This window comes from Weissella koreensis KCTC 3621, from assembly GCF_000277645.1.
On sequence record NZ_AKGG01000005.1, the window covers coordinates 407,783 to 423,107 of the forward strand.

Annotated in this window: 15 protein-coding genes; 14 read left to right on the forward strand and 1 reads right to left on the reverse strand. The window is 35.6% G+C overall.

What is annotated here, in order from left to right:
* The first annotated feature begins 72 nt into the window (after positions 1-72).
* From JC2156_RS02725 to JC2156_RS02785, 13 genes are all read left to right on the forward strand, one after another.
* Entirely contained in the window at positions 73-888 is an 816-nt protein-coding gene (locus tag JC2156_RS02725) for a Cof-type HAD-IIB family hydrolase (RefSeq protein WP_006845300.1), read from the forward strand.
* 273 nt (positions 889-1,161) lie between these two features.
* Positions 1,162-2,160: a lipoate--protein ligase gene (locus JC2156_RS02730; protein WP_006845301.1), complete on the forward strand. Its 999-nt coding sequence runs from the start codon at positions 1,162-1,164 to the stop codon at positions 2,158-2,160.
* A 13-nt stretch (positions 2,161-2,173) separates the two neighbouring features.
* Positions 2,174-3,310, forward strand: coding sequence for a thiamine pyrophosphate-dependent dehydrogenase E1 component subunit alpha (locus JC2156_RS02735; RefSeq protein ID WP_006845302.1), 1,137 nt, complete (start codon positions 2,174-2,176; stop codon positions 3,308-3,310).
* A gap of 2 nt (positions 3,311-3,312) precedes the next feature.
* Positions 3,313-4,293, forward strand: coding sequence for an alpha-ketoacid dehydrogenase subunit beta (locus JC2156_RS02740; protein ID WP_006845303.1), 981 nt, complete (start codon positions 3,313-3,315; stop codon positions 4,291-4,293).
* Positions 4,286-5,602 carry a 2-oxo acid dehydrogenase subunit E2 gene (locus JC2156_RS02745; protein WP_006845304.1) on the forward strand — a complete coding sequence of 439 codons (1,317 nt, stop codon included), beginning with the start codon at positions 4,286-4,288 and terminating at the stop codon, positions 5,600-5,602. The genes JC2156_RS02740 and JC2156_RS02745 overlap by 8 nt, the downstream gene beginning before the upstream one ends.
* Before the next feature lie 4 nt (positions 5,603-5,606).
* A complete protein-coding gene (lpdA, locus tag JC2156_RS02750) occupies positions 5,607-7,013 on the forward strand; it encodes a dihydrolipoyl dehydrogenase (RefSeq protein WP_006845305.1) in 1,407 nt (468 codons plus the stop codon).
* A 267-nt stretch (positions 7,014-7,280) separates the two neighbouring features.
* Positions 7,281-8,081: an alpha/beta fold hydrolase gene (locus tag JC2156_RS02755; RefSeq protein WP_006845306.1), complete on the forward strand. Its 801-nt coding sequence runs from the start codon at positions 7,281-7,283 to the stop codon at positions 8,079-8,081.
* Between the two features lie 109 nt (positions 8,082-8,190).
* On the forward strand, positions 8,191-9,084 hold the full coding sequence (locus tag JC2156_RS02760) for an LCP family glycopolymer transferase (RefSeq protein WP_006845307.1): 894 nt from the start codon (positions 8,191-8,193) through the stop codon (positions 9,082-9,084).
* Positions 9,085-9,326: 242 nt separating this feature from the next.
* Positions 9,327-10,127, forward strand: coding sequence for a YveK family protein (locus JC2156_RS02765; protein ID WP_006845308.1), 801 nt, complete (start codon positions 9,327-9,329; stop codon positions 10,125-10,127).
* Between the two features lie 50 nt (positions 10,128-10,177).
* Positions 10,178-10,921: a CpsD/CapB family tyrosine-protein kinase gene (locus JC2156_RS02770; RefSeq protein ID WP_006845309.1), complete on the forward strand. Its 744-nt coding sequence runs from the start codon at positions 10,178-10,180 to the stop codon at positions 10,919-10,921.
* 36 nt (positions 10,922-10,957) lie between these two features.
* A complete protein-coding gene (locus JC2156_RS02775; protein WP_006845310.1) occupies positions 10,958-11,569 on the forward strand; it encodes a sugar transferase in 612 nt (203 codons plus the stop codon).
* Positions 11,570-11,684: 115 nt separating this feature from the next.
* Positions 11,685-12,452, forward strand: a complete 768-nt coding sequence (locus tag JC2156_RS02780) for a tyrosine-protein phosphatase (RefSeq protein ID WP_006845311.1) — start codon at positions 11,685-11,687, stop codon at positions 12,450-12,452.
* A gap of 24 nt (positions 12,453-12,476) precedes the next feature.
* Positions 12,477-13,145 (forward strand): hypothetical protein, encoded by a 669-nt coding sequence (locus tag JC2156_RS02785; RefSeq protein WP_006845312.1) that lies wholly within the window; start codon positions 12,477-12,479, stop codon positions 13,143-13,145.
* A 204-nt stretch (positions 13,146-13,349) separates the two neighbouring features.
* Here JC2156_RS02785 and JC2156_RS02790 read toward each other — a convergent pair whose 3' ends face one another.
* Positions 13,350-14,168, reverse strand: a complete 819-nt coding sequence (locus JC2156_RS02790; RefSeq protein WP_006845313.1) for a LysR family transcriptional regulator — start codon at positions 14,166-14,168, stop codon at positions 13,350-13,352.
* Between the two features lie 124 nt (positions 14,169-14,292).
* Between JC2156_RS02790 and JC2156_RS02795 the strand changes: the two genes are divergently transcribed.
* Positions 14,293-15,309: a YeiH family protein gene (locus JC2156_RS02795; protein WP_006845314.1), complete on the forward strand. Its 1,017-nt coding sequence runs from the start codon at positions 14,293-14,295 to the stop codon at positions 15,307-15,309.
* Positions 15,310-15,325 lie beyond the last annotated feature (16 nt).

Consider the following 15,325-nt stretch of genomic DNA (forward strand, 5'->3'; position numbering starts at 1 on the left):
GAAATAATATAATATTAACTGGATTAAACTACTTAATAATTTTGTGGTGATGGTAAAGTAAAGGATGACAGTATGAATAATATAAAAATTATATCAATTGATATTGATGGTACTTTGTTAAATGATCAGCATGAGGTTACATCCTCTGTTAAGGCAGCTATTCGCGATGCATTAGATCAAGGCATCAAAATTGTCATTACGACTGGTCGCCCGTTATCAGGTGTTAAGCCTCTGTTGAATGAATTGGGAATTGATGGTGGTGATCAATATGTCATTACGCATAATGGTGGATTAATGCAGACTGCTGATGGTCAAAAGATTCTTTTTTCCTCAGCTTTAACTTTGGATGAATGGACTGAAATTAATCAATTTATGCATGACCAGCGTATTTATCTTCAAGCAGAGGATCAAGATCAAGCTTATACGACAACTACTTTGATTGATCCGTGGGCTAGTTATGAAAATTACCTAGTTAACTTACCACTACATGTTTTGGAAAAAGATATTGATTTAGAAGATACTAACTTAATTAAGGCAATTGCCAATGCTGATTCTGAAAAGTTAGATCGAATTCAGAGGATTATTCCAACATCGATTGAAGAACAAGTTACGGTAATTCGTTCGACTGCAAATAATTTAGAATTTGTTAACAAAGAAACTTCTAAAGGGAATGCTTTACTTGCGTTAGCTGATTATCTTAATGTTGCTGTGGAAGAAACCATGGCGATCGGAGACCAGGCTAATGATGTAACGATGATTAAAGCTGCTGGCTTGGGAGTTGCAATGGGTAATTCAATTCCTGAGATTAAGGATTTGGCTAATGTCATGACGGATGATAATAATCATTCCGGAGTAGCGAAGGCGATTCAAAAGTATGCTTTGAATTAGAAAATTAAAATTATGAAGCCAAGTTAGTTTAAAAACTAGCTTGGCTTTTTTGATTAAAAATAGATGTTTTTATTATTTAAGCATGTAGTGTTTACAACAATAGTTAATATTAAAAACATTAGATATAAAGAAAATGATCAATAAAATTTAATATATAAATTATATAGCTTGAAACGTTACATTTTATCGTAACGTACCTATTTAATATGTGATATACTGAAATTGTAGGAAAGAGTAAGCGCTTTCATTAGTATATGCAAAGGGGTTGAAATTATGAGGTACATCAATTATTTGGGCCAAGATGCCTATGATAATATCGCGATGGATAGCTGGTTATTAGATAATCTAAAGCCAACTGAGCCAGTATTCGCTTTATGGCAAAATAAACGCGCCGTGATTGTAGGACAAAATCAAAATACTTTTGGTGAAATTAATCAAGACTATATTGATAAAAACCATGTTCAAGTTGTTCGTCGCGTTTCCGGCGGTGGTGCGGTCTATCATGATTTAGGTAATATTTGTTTTACCTTTTTTGTTCCAGTCGAAAAGAGTAGTTCCGTTAATTTTAAACAGTTTGTTCAACCAATGTATGAGGCTTTACATTCATTGGGGATTGATGCCAAAATCACGGGGCGTAATGATCTAGAAGTGGATGGTAAAAAAATTTCTGGAAATGCTCAACGTTATGCTGGTGGGTACCTAATGCATCATGGAACCTTACTTTGGAATACTGATGTTGATGCAATGGTGCATGCATTGAATGTTGCTGACGAAAAATTCATTTCAAAGGCAGCTAAGTCAGTACGTGCACGTGTCGGTAATATTAAAGACTATGCTCCTAAAGACCTCACAATTGAAAAATTTATTGATGAGTTACGTTATTTTCTAACGAATAGAGGTCAAGATGATGAAATTGTATTATCACCAGCACAATTAGAAGGAATTAAAAATTTACGAGATCAAAAATTTGCGACTTGGGATTGGAACTATGGAAATAGTCCAAAATTTGATTTTGAAAACCATGCTAAGTTTACGGGCGGTAGTATTGATGTTCAAGTCAATGTGACACAAGGTATTATCCAAGATATTAACTTTAAAGGTGATTTCTTAGGGGTACGTGATTGGCGTGAAATCAAAGACCTTTTCGTTGGGGTACCCTTTGAAAAAAAAGCGGTTGAAAAGGTCTTAGCGACTAATCAAGATGGTCAGTATTTTGGCGGAATTACAAATCAAGAACTGACAAACCTCTTTGTTGGTGACAATGTAGATTAGAAAGGAGCCCGAAATGGCAAATATAACAGAAAAGAATGCAAAAATATTAGATTTTGATTACCAACTTCAGCAGCAAGATGAGGCTTTTCCGACTCTCCAGTTATTGAATAATGATGGAAAGCTCATCGATGAAGAAACATTTCAACAAGCGGATATTAGTGATGAAGATTTAATTGCAATTATGCAACGGATGATTTTGAGCCGTCAATTAGATATTCGCTCAACCAAATTAGCTAAACAAGGACGTTTCGGGTTCTTCGCTCCGACTGCTGGTCAAGAAGCATCACAAATGGCATCTTCGTATGCTTTTAAAGATGAAGATTGGCTTTTTCCAGGATATCGTGATATTCCAGAAACCATTGTAAAGGGTTGGCCAATTTGGAAAGCGATACTTTGGTCACGAGGACATGTTAAGGGAAATGAAATGACCACTGAAGATGGTCAACCAGTTAATGCTTGGATGCCACAGATTATTATAGGAGCTCAATATGTTGAAGCGGCTGGAACGGCACTTGGACTTAAGAAACGCAAACAGGACGCTGTAGCATATGCCTACACCGGTGATGGAGGTTCATCACAGGGTGATTTCTACGAAGGAATTAATTTTGCATCTGCGTATAAGGCTAATGCAGTCTTCTTTGTTCAAAATAACGGATATGCTATATCTACACCACGTAAATTACAAACGGCAGCCCAGCATTTGGCAGCTAAAGGTTGGGCTTCAGGACTACCAAGTATGGTGGTCGATGGAAACGATCCACTCGCCATGTACTTAGCTACTAAGAAAGCCCGAGCCTGGACAGTTGCTGGAAACGGCCCAGTTTTGATAGAAACTTTAACAAATCGTTTGGAGCCACATTCAACGGCTGGGGATGATCCATTACGTTATCGTGATCAATCAGATATTGATGACTGGTGGAAGCGTGAGCCATTGATTCGGATGCGACAGTTTATGACTGAAAAGGGTATTTGGGATGAAAATAAGGAACAGTCTTATGTAGATGAAGTTAATGCATTAATTGATGACCAAATTAAAATTGCTGACAATATTGAAAAGCAAAAAATTTCGGACTTTATTAAAAATACCTTAGAAGTGCCAAGCCAAGCAATGCAAGAACAGATTGAAAAGTTTGAAAGCGAGGGAAAGTAATTATGGCTAATAAAACATATATTGCGGCAATTCAAGAGGCCTTGGATCTAGCCCTAGCAAAGGACGAAAATACATTAATCTTTGGAGAAGATGTTGGTAAAAATGGTGGAGTTTTCCGAGCAACTGACGGACTACAGGCAAAATTTGGAGAGGATCGTGTATTTAATACACCATTGGCTGAATCAGGAATTGGTGGATTAGCAATGGGATTGGCTACACAAAATTATCGACCAATTATGGAAATTCAATTCTTTGGATTTGTCTATGAGGTAATGGATTCAATCGCAGGACAAATGGCTCGAACTCGTTATCGCTTTAATAATACGCGTAATATGCCAATTGTGGTCCGTTCACCATACGGTGGTGGAACGAAGACCCCAGAGATGCACGCAGATAACTTGGAGGGGATGGTTGCTCAGGTCCCCGGAATTCGAGTTGTTATGCCTGCTAATCCGGCAGATGCGAAGGGACTTTTGTTAAGTTCAATCGAATCAAACGATCCCGTTGTTTTCTTGGAAAACCTACACTTGTATCGTTCATTAAAAGGCGAGGTTCCTGAAGGCTATTACACCACGCCACTTGATCAAGCTGCTATTGCACGCGAGGGCGATGACATTACGATTATTGCTTATGGTGGTTCAGTGCCAGTATCATTGAAAGCGGCTGATGAACTAGCTAAGCAGGGGATTAATGCAGAGGTAGTTGATTTGAGGACAGTTTCACCTATTGATATTAAAACGATTGGTGAATCGGTTCAAAAGACTGGCCGCGTCTTGGTAGTACAAGAAGCGCAGCGAATGGCCGGAATCGGTGCAACGGTTATGGCTGAAATTTCAGAAAGATTTATCCTTAGCTTAAAAGCTCCCATTGGCCGTGTTGCAGCACCTGATTCCGTTTATCCCTTTGGGCAAGCCGAGAATGATTGGATGATTAAAGCAGATGATGTAGTAGCCAAAGCTAAGGAGGTAGTAAATTATGACTGAAATTTTTAAAATGCCCGATATTGGTGAAGGAATGGCTGAAGGTGATATTACCAATTGGCTTGTTGAAGTGGGTGATCAGGTCGCAGTTGATGATTCAGTGGCCGAAGTCCAAAATGATAAGTTAATGCAAGAAATATTATCACCATATGCAGGGAAGGTGACAAAACTATTTGTTGATCCCAATACTACGGTTTCCGTTGGAGATCCATTGATTGAATTTGATGGGGACGGAACAGGTGGAAGTTCAGATGTAAAACCAAAACAAGAACAAGTGCCAAAACAAGATGAGGCTACGACAGTTAATGTCACAGAAGCTACGCCAACTTCAAATCAAGTGGAAGTTAAAAGTCCGGTTATGGCATCAAATGGTCAAATTTTAGCAATGCCATCTGTTCGTCATTATGCAGCAGAACATCAAATAGACTTGAACCAAGTGTTAGCAACAGGACGACATGGGCATATTACTTTGCAGGATGTTCAGAATTTTTTTGGATCAACTGTATCTCAAAATAAAACATCGTCAACAGAAACTACAAATATTCCAGTATCAAATCCTATAGCTGAAGTGGAAGCTAAACCAACCCCGATTGTTCATGCACCTGAAACCAAAGAAGGACGTCAGCCAATGACTGGTGTTCGTAAGGCAATTGCTAAGGCTATGGCACACCAGAATGAAACAATCCCGACTGTTACTAATTTCGATAGTATTGAAGTTTCTAAGTTAGTCCAGCATCGAAAAACTTTCAAAGATCAGATGAAGGAACAGGGAATACACCTAACTTATTTAGCTTATGCTGTTAAAGCAATGGCTGCTGTAGGAAAAAAATTCCCTGAATTAAATTCTTCATTAGATATGAATACTAAGGAAATTGTATATCATAACACTGTTAATATGGGAATTGCTGTTAATGCGCCCGCTGGATTATATGTACCAGTAATTGCCCATGCTGAAAGTAAATCAATTCAAGCAATCGCACAAGAAATTAGTGAATTAGCAGAAGCAGTTCGTAATAATTCGATTAAGCCTGCACAAATGCAAGGTGGTACAATGACTATTTCAAATCTGGGTTCTGCTCGCGGAACTTGGTTTACACCAATCATTAATGGACAAGAAGTTATGATTCTTGGCTTAGGTTCAATTTTGAAGGAGCCAATTGTTGACGCAGAAGGTGAACTAAGTATTGGACAAAATATGAAGCTTTCCTTAAGTTATGATCATCGGTTGATTGACGGTATGTTAGCACAAAATGCCATGAATTATTTAAAGCAATTGTTAGCTGATCCAGCATTTATGTTAATGGAGGTGTAGTGAAATGGTTGTAGGAGCACAGGCAACAGAAGTAGGAACCGTTATTATTGGCTCAGGCCCAGGCGGTTACGTAGCTGCTATTCGGGCAGCTGAATTAGGTCAAAACGTGACGCTAATTGAGCGGGACCAAATTGGTGGAGTTTGTCTTAATATTGGTTGTATTCCATCAAAAGCGTTGATTAACGTAAGTCATCATTATCGAGAAACACAGGAAGAAAATCCATTTGGGTTAACAATGACTGGTAAATTAGATTGGCAAAAAACACAAGCTTGGAAACAACATCAAGTCGTTGAAAAATTGACAGGTGGTGTAGCAATGTTATTGAAAAAGCATCATGTTAATATTATTAAAGGTGAGGCAAGTTTCAATGATAATGAAACTTTAAATGTGGTCCAAGAAGATGGACATCAACTTTTACAGTTTGATGATTGTATTATCTCAACTGGATCAAGGCCTATTGAGATCCCGAGTTTTAAATTTGGAGGACGTATTGTTGATTCAACTGGAGCATTGAGTCTTCCAGAAATCCCAAAGCATTTAATTGTTATTGGGGGTGGGGTGATTGGTTCTGAATTAGGTGGTGCATATGCTAATTTAGGATCTAAAGTAACTATCATTGAAGGATTAGACCATACGTTAAATGGATTTGATGCTGAAATGACTAAACCAGTCATTAAGGACTTTAAAGAGCACGGTGGTGAAATTTTTACATCAGCAATGGCAAAATCAGCAACACAAACGGATCAAGATGTAACTTTGACCTTTGAAGTTGATGGTCAAGAACAAACGGTGACTGGTGATTATTTGCTCGTATCTGTTGGTCGAAAAGCTAATACTGATACTTTGGGCTTAAATAATACAGATATTAAGCAAGGTGAACATGGTTTATTAGAGACTGATGACAGTATGCGTACCAGTGTTCCACATATTTATGCTATTGGTGATATCGTGGCTGGACCGGCTTTGGCACATAAGGCTAGCTTTGAAGGTAAAGTTGCAGCTGCAGCTATTAGTGGTGCTGATAATGCCCATGATATACATTATTCATTGCCATCTGTTGCTTATACGCATATTGAATTAGCTTCAACTGGAGAAACACCGGATTCTGTTGCAGCCAATCAACTTGATGCGCAAATTATTAAGTTTCCTTTTGCAGCTAACGGGCGAGCTTTAGCTATGGATGCAGGTGTTGGTTTTATCCGTTTGATTACAGATAAAACTACTAAAGCAATGTTGGGAGCACAAATTGTAGGTCCTGGTGCTTCAGATTTGATTTCAGAACTATCATTGGCAATTGAGAATGGCTTGACTTCTGAAGATATTTCACTAACTATCCATCCGCATCCCACTTTGGGTGAGGCGATTATGGATGCAGCAGAAGTCGCAGATGGAATGGGAATTCATATTTGAAGGCTATGGGAAGAGTAAAACCTATTCTTATATAAATTTAAATTTGATATCAAGTGTTTAAAATTAGGGAGCCACTACATCAAAGTTTTGAGATGCAGTGACTTTTTTTATTATCGGATACTTTTAAATAGGTATATCTATAATGTTAATAAATTTAATTTAAAACTATTTGTAAGTTTTAAAAATTTAGACTAAGATAATTTTTAGTTTTATAGTTGGAATCAATAATAAAAAGAAATATGCAAGGTAGACTGGGAGGGTTAATTAATGTCATTTTTCAAAACTAATGATGGAATTAGAATTCATTATCAGTGGGATGGACCATTTGATGGTCAGGTTGTATTGCTCCTTGGTGGATATTCTAGTAATATTTCAACTTGGTTACCACAAGTTGAGGCATTAAATACTGCTGGATATCGGACTTTACGGATGGACTACCGTAGCCATGGAAATAGTGATAAAACGCTTCAAGGATTGCGAATTGCTCGCTTAGCTATGGACGTGCAAGAATTGATAAAAACAGTTAATGTTAAAAAATTTCATGTTGTTGGACACTCAATGGGCGCTAGTGTTGCTGAAATTTATGTATCTCTCTTCGGTAACCAAAAGGTGATTAGTTTAACTACAGAAGATCAGCCACCCAAATTGCTCAATGAGGGAACCTGGACGACTGGGTTGAAGGAATCATCTATGACACAATTAGCGAGCTTTACAGACCGTTTTCCACGTATTAAATTAACAAAAAAGCATTTAACAGATGAAATTAAAAGAAATTTATCAGATTACTATACTCCGTTCGATTTTAAGTTAACGCGTCCCTTATTATTAGATGGACTTGTACAAGATTGGCGAGATGTTTTGCCGCTTGAAGATCGTCCGCATTTGTTTTTGTCGGGGGATGACTCGCCTTTATATCCATCAGATTATCCTGAAGCTGCCTTGAAATTGCAAGGTGATGCTAAATCGATTGGGTATCATTTTATGGGAGTTGGACATGTGCCACATTTAGAATCATTCGATGAATTTAATAAAATTTTATTAGTTTTTTTAAAACAAGGTCATAATTAAATTGTGTCCTTAAAAATATGGTATAGGATCATGATAATGCTAAATTATTTTTGTAATATTTTAACATTAGGTTATAATAAGTCTAATTCAAAAAGAATTGGGGAAAATCATGAAAAAATTTTTGTTAAGTATTTTAGGAATTATTGTAGTCTTAGGAGCTGGATTTGGTGGGTATGCATTCTACCAATTACACAATACAACTTCTAAAATTAATTCCTTAGATAGTGACTTGAGTAAGACCTCCGACAAAAAAACTGGTGCTAGTCAGTCTGTTTCATATTTGTTACTTGGAACTGATACAGGAGCACTCGGTCGTAGTGAAAAAGGTCGGACAGATACAATGATGGTCATGACCGTTAATCCAAAATCACAAAAAACTACCTTGGTTTCTATTGAACGAGATACTAAAATTCAATTAAATGGTCATACAGCTAAGCTTAATGCTGCTTATGCTGAAGGTAACTCAGAATCAGCAATCAGTGCTGTTGAAGATTTATTGGATATTAAACTTGATGGTTACTTATTGGTAAATATGAATGGTTTGAAACAATTAGTTAATTCCGTTGGTGGAGTGACTGTAACTGCACCTTTGACGTTCGATTATGAAGGATATTCATTTGCCAACGGTCAAAGTTATAGCATGGATGGAGCAGAAGCACTGGCATTTTCACGGATGCGTCATGAAGACCCTCAGGGCGATTATGGACGTCAACAACGTCAACAATTAGTGGTTGAAGCAGTTATTAATAAATTAAAGAAAAATCCAACCTCTGTATTATCAAGTGATTTCTTGGCATCTGTTTCAGATAACGTGCGATCAAATATCTCTCAATCATCATTACAAAACCTTGCTTTGAAGTATAACAAGGCAGCTAATACTATTAAAACTGATCAAATTATGGGTCAGGGAATTATGGAAAATGGTGTTTCGTATCAAGTGATTCCACAGAGTGAGATTACACGAGTTCATGATGAAATTGAAACAGCAATGAATGAAAATTAAAATGATAATTTAATGATTCAATTCACTGGAATCGTCTTTAGAATCTAATAAAATGATATGTAAAAATTATCAAAATAACCTAAAAAAGGACAATCATCTTTATGAATGATTGTCCTTTTTCATTTGAATGGGGAAACAGCATTCTAGTTTATTTCTATTTTTATATTGGATTAGATTTTATTTAGTGTATAATTAATATTAATTTTGGTATAAATTATAAAACTATAGTAGGGTGGATTTACATGAATAACACAATTGATTTAACTCGTATTTGGGTAATTATTCGTCGTCATATGGAATTGATGATTGTAATGGGTGTCGTTTTTGGTGCGATTGCATTTGGAGTTTCAAAATTTATGATTCAACCAGAATATAGCTCATCAGCTTCATTGCTGGTTAATCGGAAACAGGATGGTCAGAATGGTGGAACACAATATGCAGACCAGCAAGCTGACGTCCAGTTGATTAATACATATAAAGACATTATTACTAGACCTATCATTTTAAATGAAGTTGTGGACAGTTTAACAAAAACTCAACAAATTCAAACTAAAAAAGGGTCTGATGATACTCCGGATGAATATAAAGAAGTTCCGGGTAAATATACGACAAAAGAAATTAATGCTGATACTTTGGGATCGATGATTTCTGTTTCAAATCAACAAAACTCACAAATTTTCTCATTAACAGTAAAGTCTGATAATGCAAAGATGTCAAAAGATATTGCTAACGCAATTGCTAAAACTTTTAAAAATAAAGTGGCTTCTATTATGAGTATTTCTAATGTTTCGATTGTGTCGAAAGCAACTGTTAAAAATACACCTGTTTCACCTAATGTTAAATTAATAACGTTAGCTGGTTTGATTTTAGGTGTTTTGATTGGATTTATCTGGGGAGTGATTAGAGAATTAACTGATCGAACCGTTAAAGATGTTGATTTCTTAACTGATGAACTTCAATTAATTAATTTGGGAAAGATTAGCTATGTAGAAGGCCGATTAGATATTGAGGATGGAATAGCCATTCAAAATAAGATGCACTAGTGCTTAACTTACATGTAGCTAATTTTTTTGAGGCTTGAAAGGAGTCATTTATGAGTTTTTTAAATTTTAATAAAAATAAAAAAGTAGATAATGAAACGAAAAACAATGGCGCACGATTAATTACCTTCGTGGAACCAAAAAATGTTATTTCTGAACAATTCAGAACGTTAAGAACGAATATTGAATTTTCAGGAGAATTAGTCGACAACTTTCAAATTATTATGATAACGTCCCCTGAAATGTCGGATGGTAAGACAATGGTGTCAAGTAATTTAGCGGTAACTTGGGCTCAGGCTGGCAAAAAAGTCTTATATGTAGATGCTGATTTACGTCGTCCAACGGCTCATTCAACATTTGATCTATGGAATACGAATGGGTTGACGACGATCTTAGCTAAAGGCGATCAACCTCGAGAGATTGTCAAAAAAACTTTCATTGAAAATTTGGAAGTTTTGACATCAGGACCGGTGCCACCGAATCCTTCAGAATTACTAGGTTCTAATCGTATGACTCCCTTAGTTAAATGGATGCGTAATAATTATGATATTATTATCTTTGATGTTCCTCCGGTTTTGGCAGTGACTGATGCTATGGTCTTGCGTCAGCATACTGATGGAGTAGTGATTACTGTTAAGATTGGTAAAACTTTGAAAGCAAATATCAAGCGAACGGTTGAAAATTTAAAAATGGCTGATACTAAAATTTTGGGTGTCGTAGAACGTGTTGACCGTAAAGAAGAGAAAGATAGTGCTTATGGTTATGGTTATGGTTATGGATACGGGGAGACGAAGTAAAATATAAATTTTTAAGGGTTAGGTTGGGAGTTTATTATGTATAGGCGGGCAAAACGTTTTCTAGATACAATAATTGCTTTGTGTATGTTGGTGATCTTGATTATTCCAATGATAATTGAGGCATTATGTATTAAAATGACATCGAATGGACCGGTATTTTTTGCACAAAAGAGATATGGAATAAATTCAAAAATTTTTACGATGTATAAATTTCGTTCAATGAGAGTAGATACGCCTGAGATATCAAACCAAGAATTTAAAAATATTGGTGATTACGTAACTCCAGTTGGACGTTTTTTACGTAAAACGTCATTAGACGAACTACCACAATTATGGAATATTGTTAAAGGTGAAATGAGTATTGTAGGTCCAAGGCCACTTTCTGATAGTGATTTGTATGTAGTTAAGCTTCGTGAAAAAAATGGAGCTAATTTAGTTCGACCAGGTATTACTGGGTTAGCTCAAATTAATGGTAGGAATAATATTTCGGACGAAACAAAAGCAGCACTTGATAATGCTTATGCAAATCATATAACTCTCTTAGGGGATTTAACTATTTTATTACGTACGGTGCTCAATGTTTTGATGGTAAAAGATATTAATAAAGATATTGAAGACGATGTAAATAATGATATTAATAATTTGTAATTAAGTTAACTAAAGCTTTTATTGAGTTTATGTAACAGAAATGTATTTTTCATTTCATACTACTTTTTTCTGTCTGAATGTGATATATATAGTAATAAGTTTAAAGGAGAAAATCATGATAGATGTACATAGTCATTTATTACCAAATATCGATGATGGTTCGAAGAGTTTGGCTGATTCTTTGGATTTGGCTAGGGCCGCAGTTGAGGACGGTATTACAGATGCTCTGATGACCCCACATCATATGAATGGGCGATACATAAATCATGCAAAGGATGTCGTTGATTTAACGGCGCAATTCCAAGTAGCTTTGCAAGAGGCTAATATTCCATTGAATGTTTTTCCTTCTCAAGAGGTTAGAATCAATGGAAACTTACTGAGAGCTATTGAACACAATGATATTTTGTCAACCGATCCAGAAGGACGATATATTTTGATAGAGTTTCCTTCAGATGATGTTCCAAGTTATACGATGGATTTGTTATTTAAGTTACAACAAATGGGTAAAATTCCGGTGGTCGTTCATCCCGAGCGTAATACGAAATTTATGAAAAAGCCAGAACTGTTGTATCAAATTGTTTCTTCGGGTGCTTATGCTCAGGTTACTGCTAATTCTTATATGGGTACTTTTGGGAAAGCAGTCATGAAATTTAGTGAAGATATAATTGATGCTGGTTTGGCTCATGTCTTTGCATCAGACGCACATCATATTTCAGGACGACAGTATCAAATGGCTGCCGCGTTTGAAAAATTAGGTAAAAAATCGGGCGATCAAATGCCTGTTCTATTTGAAAAAAATGCTAAAGCATTGATGAACGGGAATAAGCTGGTTCGCTTTGAAGAATCTAAAATACATAAGAAAAAGTTATTTTCTGCATATTAGCATATTATAGTGAGGTATGTAACATTGAGTATAGGTAAGAAATTTACAATTGGATTGTTAGTTGCAATTATTGTTATTGGTGCTGGTGGTGGATATTTCAAGATTACAAGTGATCGATCATCAAATCAAGATTCAACGGTGGAGACACCAAATAAAGATTTTGTTAAGGTTAATAATACCGAACTATCCTTGAAGGATGGTAAAGCTAAACTAAAAGTCACTTTATCAGCTAATACGTCGGCTAAGGTGACTGGTGATGATGATGTGATTAAGCCGATTGATTGGACAACATCTACCGAAGAACGTCGTTACATCTTAGTTCTAAAAAATAATGGTACTTATTATGTTGAAGCTAAGAATGGTAATGAAACTAAGAAAATTAAAATTGTAGTTGGTGATGGTGAAGATGATAATTCGGAATCATCATCTTCAGAGGAAAACTCCAGTGAAGCAGAAAGTGAATCGGAAGTAGAATCTGTGTCTTCATCTACTGTAACGCCAGCATATACTTCTAGGACAACAACACCTGCTACTGTTCAACAACCAGTAGCATCATCTACCGCTCCTTCGTCTACAGCCAATAATACTCTAACTGGTAGTAATGATGGAACATCTTCAAATCAAGATGATGTTGACACTAATAGTGGCGATAATAGTGTTGGTGGAACTACAGGCGCAACTGTGGGAAGATAATATTTCACTAAATAGCTTTTATTTATAATTAATGGTAAAAATTGAATCATCTTATGTTAAAGAGGTATTTATTGATAATACCTCTTTTTCATTTTGATTAAGTTATAGTCGGAATTTAATTTAGGGAATTGAGTCTAAAAGATACAGGCGACATCATGTTTATTGTATAAATATAATTTTTATCTCAAACACTTATATTGGTAATTATATATTTTTGGTTTTCCTAATATCATCGATAATTTTTAATACGAGAGGGTCACGCTCATCTAGATAAGCTAGACCGTAAAAGACACGTTGATACTGAGCATTCAATTCTTGAAAAATAGTATCTTGGTCCACGAATCGCTTAGAAATAAGTGAAGCACCTAATCCTGCTTTAATATGTGCGACGATCATATCATTGCTATTCATACTAATTAAATGATCAATTTGTAAAGAAGAAGATTTTAGATATTGTTTTGTATAGTGGCTGACTCCAGAACCTTCTTCACGAATAAAGAAATTACCGGTGTTTTGAGGGCCAGCCAAAACAAGCTCATCTTGGAACAGAGCGAAACTTTGTGTTTGATCTCCTCGAATAGGCTTTTCAATAATACCAAATTGAATATTATGATTACAGACTAATTTAAAAACCTCTTCTGAATTTTGCATCTCGATGGTTAGATCAAGATTATCTAGATATGGTTCTAGTACTTTGAATATAATTGGCATAATGCTAGTGGCCGCACTGTGTGAAACTGCAATTTTAAAAGGCATTTTATTCGCCGAACGTTGATGCATATTAGCTTTAAATTGCTGCCAATCTTTTAATTGGGCAATGGCTTGAGGATAGAATAAAGTTGCTGCTTCTGTTGGAATAATTTGATGATTTTGATCTCTTAAAAATAGAGTAGCCTTTAATTCTTTTTCTAATTTTTGAATGCGAACAGTTACTGTAGGTTGTGAGATAAATAGATTTTGGGCGGCATGGGTAAAGCTTTTTGTTTCATAAACAGTTATGAATGTTTTAAAAAGATCAAACATGATTTATTTCCAATCGTTATTATAAATATTAATGATAATCATTATAACAATCTATTTTACTAATAGCACTAAGAAGCTTAAAGTAAGTAATGTTAAACAGCATTATTGTGAGGAGAAGGAGTAAATGAGAATTAAACAGAATATGTGGTGGGGAATTTTAGTAACTATTTTTGTATCAATAGTCTCAGAATTTTTAAGTACATTTTTGCCAAGTTTAGGGGCAGAAGCAATTGCATTAATTTTAGGAATTATTTTAGGAAATACTTTGTTTAATAAGCCAGAATTAGCAGCAGGAATTAAATGGTCCGAGAAATATCCGATTGAAATTGGAATTGCTCTTTTGGGGATTGAAGTCACTTTACAAACTATACAATCTTTAGGTTGGCAAGGAATTTTGTATATAATTATATTAATGCCTGCTACGATCTTGTTTGTTATGTGGATTGGAAAATGGATTTTCAAAGTAGACCAACAGTCGGGAATGTTGATGGGAGCTGGTAATGCAGTCTGTGGGTCTAGTGCTATTGCAGCAGTGGCACCAGAGATCGGGGCTACTGATACGCAGCGTAGAACAGCGGTAGCCACTGTATCACTTTCAGGTGTTGTTCTATTGTTTGTGTTGCCGGTTATTGGACCAGCTATTTTTCATGGCAACAACCTATTAATAGGTGCCTTGATTGGTGGGACAGTTCAATCGGTGGGACAGGTAATTGGAACGGCATCGTTAGTTAATCCGCAGGTAATTGATTATGCGACATTGTATAAAATGTTACGAGTTATTATGTTGGCAGTGGTTGTTTTAACCATGTCAACGATTGTGAAAAGAGATAATTTAAAGAATCAGTCTAATACTATGAAAAAAGATACCAATCATCTAAAGATATATAAGCTAGTGCCTTGGTTTATTTATACTTTCATCGCTTTATTAATTATTAGTTCTTTAATTAATGTTCCTAATTCTGTAGTAACAGGAGCAAAAACGATTACTGGATTCTTTGGAGTAATTAATTTAGCAGGAATTGGTCTCAATCTAAAATGGAAAACGATTGCTAATTCGGGGTTAAAGTATTTAGGATATGGATTTATGACGATTATTTTCCAAGTCTTGCTGGCTTTGTTATTAATTAAAATCATTTATTGATATATTTATGATGATG

Coding starts and splice junctions, on each gene's coding strand:
- JC2156_RS02725 (WP_006845300.1), top strand. CDS start 73: ATGAATAATATAAAAATTATATCAATTGATATTGATGGTACTTTGTTA.
- JC2156_RS02730 (WP_006845301.1), top strand. CDS start 1,162: ATGAGGTACATCAATTATTTGGGCCAAGATGCCTATGATAATATCGCG.
- JC2156_RS02735 (WP_006845302.1), top strand. CDS start 2,174: ATGGCAAATATAACAGAAAAGAATGCAAAAATATTAGATTTTGATTAC.
- JC2156_RS02740 (WP_006845303.1), top strand. CDS start 3,313: ATGGCTAATAAAACATATATTGCGGCAATTCAAGAGGCCTTGGATCTA.
- JC2156_RS02745 (WP_006845304.1), top strand. CDS start 4,286: ATGACTGAAATTTTTAAAATGCCCGATATTGGTGAAGGAATGGCTGAA.
- lpdA (WP_006845305.1), top strand. CDS start 5,607: ATGGTTGTAGGAGCACAGGCAACAGAAGTAGGAACCGTTATTATTGGC.
- JC2156_RS02755 (WP_006845306.1), top strand. CDS start 7,281: ATGTCATTTTTCAAAACTAATGATGGAATTAGAATTCATTATCAGTGG.
- JC2156_RS02760 (WP_006845307.1), top strand. CDS start 8,191: ATGAAAAAATTTTTGTTAAGTATTTTAGGAATTATTGTAGTCTTAGGA.
- JC2156_RS02765 (WP_006845308.1), top strand. CDS start 9,327: ATGAATAACACAATTGATTTAACTCGTATTTGGGTAATTATTCGTCGT.
- JC2156_RS02770 (WP_006845309.1), top strand. CDS start 10,178: ATGAGTTTTTTAAATTTTAATAAAAATAAAAAAGTAGATAATGAAACG.
- JC2156_RS02775 (WP_006845310.1), top strand. CDS start 10,958: ATGTATAGGCGGGCAAAACGTTTTCTAGATACAATAATTGCTTTGTGT.
- JC2156_RS02780 (WP_006845311.1), top strand. CDS start 11,685: ATGATAGATGTACATAGTCATTTATTACCAAATATCGATGATGGTTCG.
- JC2156_RS02790 (WP_006845313.1), bottom strand. CDS start 14,168: ATGTTTGATCTTTTTAAAACATTCATAACTGTTTATGAAACAAAAAGC.
- JC2156_RS02795 (WP_006845314.1), top strand. CDS start 14,293: ATGAGAATTAAACAGAATATGTGGTGGGGAATTTTAGTAACTATTTTT.